We start from the raw sequence: 5,941 nt of genomic DNA on the forward strand, positions 1-5,941 counted from the left end.
GGGCCGTGGCGAGCACCGCAGCCCCGAACAGCAACAGCAGCAGATTGCGGAGCGTCCACACCGTGGCCACGGCGATGAACACGCCCGCCACGGTGAGCACCCGAGACAGGAATCGTGCTTCGTCATGCCGGGGCAACGGCGGCGTCGCGCTCATCCGCTCTCCCTCCCTGGGTCTCCCGACGGCTGGAGCAATCTGCCCGCAGGGGCGAAGACATCCCTGGTCTGGGTCAGCTGCAGCGCATCGAGCATGCGTTCGAGCTGGGCTCGTGGCAGGGCCGTGAGTTCCGCCGCCACGTCGATCACCGGTCGTTGCTGTTCCCACGACTGGCGGGCGATGGCGGCCGCCGCGCGATGACCCACCAGCGGCGTCAGGGCGGTCGCCAGCATGGGACTGCGGGACGCCAGATCCCGCAACCGGTGTTCGCGTACCCGCAGACCGCGGATCGCCTTGTCGGCCAGCGCGTTCGACGCGGCCGCAAGCAGCTCCACGCTCTGGAGCAGATTGCGTGCGATGAGAGGAAGCATCACGTTCAGCTCGAAGTTGCCGGACTGTCCCGCCAGGGCGACGGCGAGATCGTTGCCCGCGACCTGCGCGCACACCATCGCGACGGCTTCGGGAATGACCGGATTCACCTTGCCGGGCATGATGGAGGAGCCGGGTTGGAGCGCGTCGAGTTCGATCTCGTCGAGCCCTCCGATCGGCCGGAACTCATCCACCTCAGGTCGTTGGCGATCTTGGTGAGGGTCACGGCGGCGGTACGAAGCTGTCCCGACATCGCCACGGCGGCGTCGCCCGCCCCATCAATGCGAACGCGCTGGCGCCCACGCGGAACTCCAGGCCGGTCGCGCGGCTGAACGCCTCGCAAATTCCGCGGCGAACGAGGGATGCGCGTTGACCCCCGTGCCCACGGCGGTTCCGCCGATGGGGACATGCAGAAGATCGTCGCGGCAGCGCTCGATGCGCTCGGCGTCCACGTCCACCTGGCAGGCCCAGCCGGAGAGCACCTGGTCGAAGCGCACCGGCATGGCATCCATGAGATGCGTGCGGCCGAGCTTCACGGCGCCCGTGAGGCTCCGGCCCTTCTCCCTGATGCAGTCACCCAGATGCCGAAGCGCCGGAGCAGATCTTGAGTCACGGAAAGGGCGACCGACGCCTGGATCGCGGTGGGCATCACGTCATTGGAACTCTGCCCGCGGTTCACGTGGTCGTGTGCATCCACGGTCCGTCCCAGTGTCCGCGACGCGAGCCGGGCCAGCACCTCGTTCACGTTCATGTGGGTGCTGGTGCCCGATCCCGTCTGGAAGACATCCACCGGAAAATGCCGCATGAAACGCGGGTCGCCAAGCAGTTCGCGGCATGACGCTCCGATGGCCGAGGCAGTGTCGGGATCGAGCTGATCGAGTTTAGCGTTCACCGACGCCGCGACAGCCTTCATCTCCAGCAGGGTGCGCACGAGCCGCGGAGGCATGGTGTCCCCGCTCAAGGAGAAGTTCTCCAGGGCGCGCTGCGTCTCGGGTCCGTGCAGCGCATCGAGGGGCACCGCAACTTCGCCCAGACCGTCGGTCTCGATGCGGAAACCTGTCCCCGTCTCGGACTCGCCGGTCAGGTCTGTCACGCGCGCCGCTTCCGGGTGCCCGCATGCGCAGTCCGGCGCGGTGCGGGTTTGCCGCGGCCTTCCTGTCCGCCCTTGGCGAGACTGCGCCCCAGGAGTTCGGTGAGATCCACGACATTGCTGCTGGGGAGCGGCCTCCTCGGATCCGATGGTGCGAACGTGCCGGTGTCTCCGGCTTCGGATCGCCTTCCACCAACGCCATGACCGCATCGCGGAAGGTGTCCGAGTACTGCGCGCGGGATCCCACGGCGCCGACATGTCGTTCACGAGCTGCGCGGCCATCTTCTTCTCCGTCTCTGTCAGCTTCGCGCCGTGCGCCCCCGCCGCGGGCAACGAAAGGTCGTCCGCGGGCAGGACCTCGCCCGCCCAGCGCAGGGTGTTCAGGATCAGGGCCGGGCCGGATGCGATGAGCCCGGCCAGATGCTGCCGCGTGTTCAGCACGATGCGCGCGATGCCGATGCGGCCCGTCGCCGCCAGCGTCTCGCGCAGCAGCACATACACCTTCTCGCTCTTGCCGAGAGGGGCCAGGTAGTAGGGCTTCTCGAGGTAGACGAAGCGCGATCTCCGAGGCTTCGACGAACGCCTCGATCTCGATGGTCTGCATGGTGCGGATAGGCACCGCGGATCTCGTCGTCCTCGAGGACGACGTAGCGGCCGTCCTCGACCTTCACGCCGCGCACGATCTGCGCCTTGTCGATCACCTTGCCCGTGCGCTTGTTGATGCGCTGGTAGCCCACCGGATCCATGCTGCGCCGGTCGAGCCAGTCGAAATCGATCCCCTGTTCGCGCGAGGCCGGATGCAGGCTCACGGGAATGTGGACGAGTCCGAAACTGATGGCGCCTTTCCACAGGGAGCGCGGCATGCTGAATGCCTCCAGCGCGAGAGACGGGACATCCCGCGGGGCATTCCGCGTTCCCGTCGACGGGAGCACGTCATGGCCGATCCGCTGGAACACTATCGCAACAAGCGCGATTTCACGCGCACGCGCGAGCCGCGGGGCGCCAGGTCCCGGCGCAGCACCGCGCTGCGCTTCGTCGTGCAGAAGCACGCTGCCGTCGGCTGCACTACGACTCCCCTGCCTGAGCTGGATGGCACGCTGAAGAGCTGGGCCGTGCCGAAAGGGCCGAGCCTGGATCCCGCCCGACGGCGCATGAGCGTTCACGTGGAGGATCATCCCCTCGAGTACGGCTCCTTCGAAGGGGAGATTCCGGCCGGCGAATACGGAGCCAGCCACGTGATCGTCCGGACCAGGGCATCTGGATACCGCAGGCGACCCCCCGCGACGGCTATCGGGAGGGCAAGCTCAAGTTCGAACTGCGGGGCGAGAAGCTCTCCGGTGGATGGACCCTCGTGCGGATGAAGCCGCGCGAGGGCGAGCGGCAGGAATCCTGGCTGCTCATCAAGGAGAAGGACGAGGCCGCGCGGCCCGAATCGGAGTACGACGTCCTGGCCGCCCGGCCCGGGAGCGTGCTGAACGATGCGCAGGCCGTGGAGAAGCCCGCTGCGGCGAAGCCTCGGACCAAGGGCAACGTGATCCGCACCCACCGGGGAGCGGCACGGCGATCGCCGCTTCCGGAAACGCTGGCCCCTCAGCTCGCGACGCTCGCCACGTCGGCCCCGCAGGATCCGGGCTGGCTGTGCGAGATCAAGTTCGACGGGTACAGACTGCTGGCGCGCATCGAGGACGACAAGGTGCGCCTGGTGAGCCGCAACGGCAACGACTGGACGCGAAAACTGGCGGCCCTCGCCACGGACGTGCGCCATCTGGAGCTCGAATGGGGCTGGATCGACGGCGAGCTCGTGAGCCTGGATCGCCGTGGAATACCGGACTTCCAGGCACTGCAGAATGCGCTGGGCGAGGGCCGCACGGAAGATCTTCTCTACTACGTGTTCGACGCGCCATTCCTGGACGGCGAGGACCGGCGTTCGATGCCTCTGGAGGAGCGTCGCCGCCTGCTGGGAGAGAAGCTGAGCGGCAAGACGCCCGGAAGGGTGCGGTTCAGCGAAAGCTTCGCCCGGACTCCCGTGGATCTTCTGCGTTCCGCTTGCGAACTGGGCTCCGAAGGCGTGATCGTCAAGCGCGCCGATGCGGCCTATGTCTCGGGCCGATCGATGTCGTGGCTCAAGTTGAAATGCACGGAACGCCAGGAATTCGTGATCGGAGGGTTCACGGATCCGGAAGGCGCCAGAAAGGGGTTGGGCTCGCTGCTGCTGGGACTGCGAGAACCGGCCGGACAGTTGCGGTACGCCGGGCGCGTGGGGACCGGCTTCACCGAGAAGTCGCTGACCGACTTGCGGGCGAGAGGCTCCGACAGGCTGGCTCAGGCGAAATCGCCTTCGCCGCTCTCCCCGCGGGCGTTCGCGGCCATTGGGTGCGTCCGGTGCTTGTCGCCGAAGTGTCCTTCGCTCAGTGGACGCGCAGCCGCGTCGTGAGACAGGCCGTCTTCCACGGTCTGCGTGCGGACAAGCCTGCATCGGAAGTCGGGGACGAACCCCGTGTCTCTCCCGCGCGGACGGGCGGCGCGGCGCACACGCGTGCCAAGAAGCTGAACGCCCCTGCGGCGCGTGAGCCTGGCCCGGCGCGCGGTGGGTCGGACATCGCCAGGACGGCGGTTCATCGCTCCATCGAAGTGACGCATGCCGAGCGTGTGATCGATGCCTCCACGGGGATCACCAAGGGGGAACTGGCGGATTATTACGCGCACGCCGCGGAACTGCTCCTCGCCGACATCGGCGGCAGGCCCGTCTCGCTCCTGCGCGCGCCGGGAGGCATCGGCCGCGCGATGTTCTTCCAGAAGCACGCGGCGGAGTCGTCCATTCCCGGCATCCGCACGCTGGACCCGGCGCTCGATCCCGAACACGAACCGTATCTTCAGGTTCCAGGCTTCACCGCTCTGGCAGGTTGCGTCCAGATGAACGTCGTGGAATTCCACGCGTGGAACGCGTTGGCCAAGCGCATCGACCGGCCCGACCGCATCGTCTTCGATCTGGATCCCGGCGAAGGGGCTGGCGTGGCGGCGCATGCAGAAGGGGCCCTTCTCGTGCAGACGCTGCTGCGGGAACTGGATCTCGAATGCACATTGAAGACGAGCGGCGGCAAGGGTCTGCACGTGACCGTTCCGTTCGCGCCGAAGCACGAGTGGGCACCGGTGAGCGCCTCGCCAAGGCGGTCGTGGCGCATCTCGCGCGAGTGATGCCCGACCGGTTCGTGCTGAAGAGCGGTCCGCGCAACCGCGTCGGCAAGATCTTCGTGGACTATCTGCGCAACACGCAAGGCGCGACCACCGTCGCGGCATGGTCCGTGCGCGCGCGTCCGGGCATGGGCGTCTCGGTCCCGGTGCAGTGGGACGAGATCGACGACCTTCGTGGCGGATCGCACTGGACGGTACGCGACGTCCAGCCACGTGTGGATGAGGCCATGGCCACGGCGACGAAGGCTGCGGATACACGTTCCGCGCAGTCCCTCTCCGGCGCGGCCCGGGCGCTGGAAGTACCCGGGTTCCGCTGACCATGCGCGGGTCGAGAACGGCACCGCCGGCTCGCTCGTGGAATGCGGTTCTCGGCACACCGATTGCCGTTTGCGGGAGAAGCCGCGCGCTGCTTCCGGCACGTGGCCACCGAACCTTATCAACGGAGGCTTTCATCGTGAACAAGCGAACAATTCTTGCAGTCCTCGTTTCAGCGGCAATGTCCAATTGCGGTGCGTTCGCCGCGGACAACAGCTCGAGCACTTCGTCGGATTCCTCGACCAACGCCAAGCGCAGCGGCGCGAACGTGCAGTCGGGCACATCGACGCGTTCGGGTTCGTCGAACAACGCGACTTCCTCTGACCCCACCTCGAGCAACCGTTCGGCCACCGGTCAGTCCACGCAGTCGGATCGTCGGTGTCGGGCGACTCGTCTTCGTCCGGCACTTCGGGACGTTCAACGATGTCGAACTCCGGCACATCCAGTTCCGGTACGTCGTCGACCACGGGCCAATCCTCCCAGGGAACATCCGATCCGTCTGCGCTCACCGGACGTTCGAGCCAGTCTGACAGCGCAATGCCTTCGGGACGCTCCAGTTCCACGGGCGTCACTTCGACGGACAACGGGTCGGCGCTGAGCGGAACAATACCGACACGCAACCGCCTACCGGCGGTCAGGCCGTGGGTCAATCGCCCACGTTCTTGCGGACGGACGACCGGCCAAGGCCAGACCGGAATCAATCCCGATTCGAACCCGCACGGCAACCTTCCGTCTGGGAATGCCAACAGCGCGGAGCGAGGATTCACTTCAGTGGCAGCGCCGGAACAACGCCGGCGACATGTCCGGGCAGCCGTCCGGCC

The 5,941-nt window shown here is 67.2% G+C and carries 1 protein-coding gene and 3 pseudogenes; 1 reads left to right on the plus strand and 3 read right to left on the minus strand.

Features of this window, described 5'->3' with window-relative positions; genetic code table 11:
* The 3 genes and pseudogenes from IPK20_22050 to IPK20_22060 form a co-directional block, all read right to left on the minus strand.
* Nucleotides 1–154, minus strand: a 154-nt coding sequence (locus tag IPK20_22050; protein ID MBK8019102.1) for a hypothetical protein, incomplete at its 3' end; no start/stop codon positions are given.
* Nucleotides 151–1,556 (minus strand): annotated as a pseudogene (locus IPK20_22055) (class II fumarate hydratase). The gene IPK20_22050 and the pseudogene IPK20_22055, both read right to left, overlap by 4 nt.
* Before the next feature lie 56 nt (nt 1,557–1,612).
* Nucleotides 1,613–2,476, minus strand: a pseudogene (locus IPK20_22060) (Ku protein).
* A gap of 72 nt (nt 2,477–2,548) precedes the next feature.
* On the opposite strand from IPK20_22060, the pseudogene ligD reads away from it, so the two are divergent.
* Nucleotides 2,549–5,122 (plus strand): annotated as a pseudogene (ligD, locus tag IPK20_22065) (DNA ligase D).
* The last annotated feature ends 819 nt before the right edge of the window (nt 5,123–5,941 follow it).

The organism is Betaproteobacteria bacterium (assembly GCA_016713305.1).
Classification (GTDB): Bacteria; Pseudomonadota; Gammaproteobacteria; order Burkholderiales.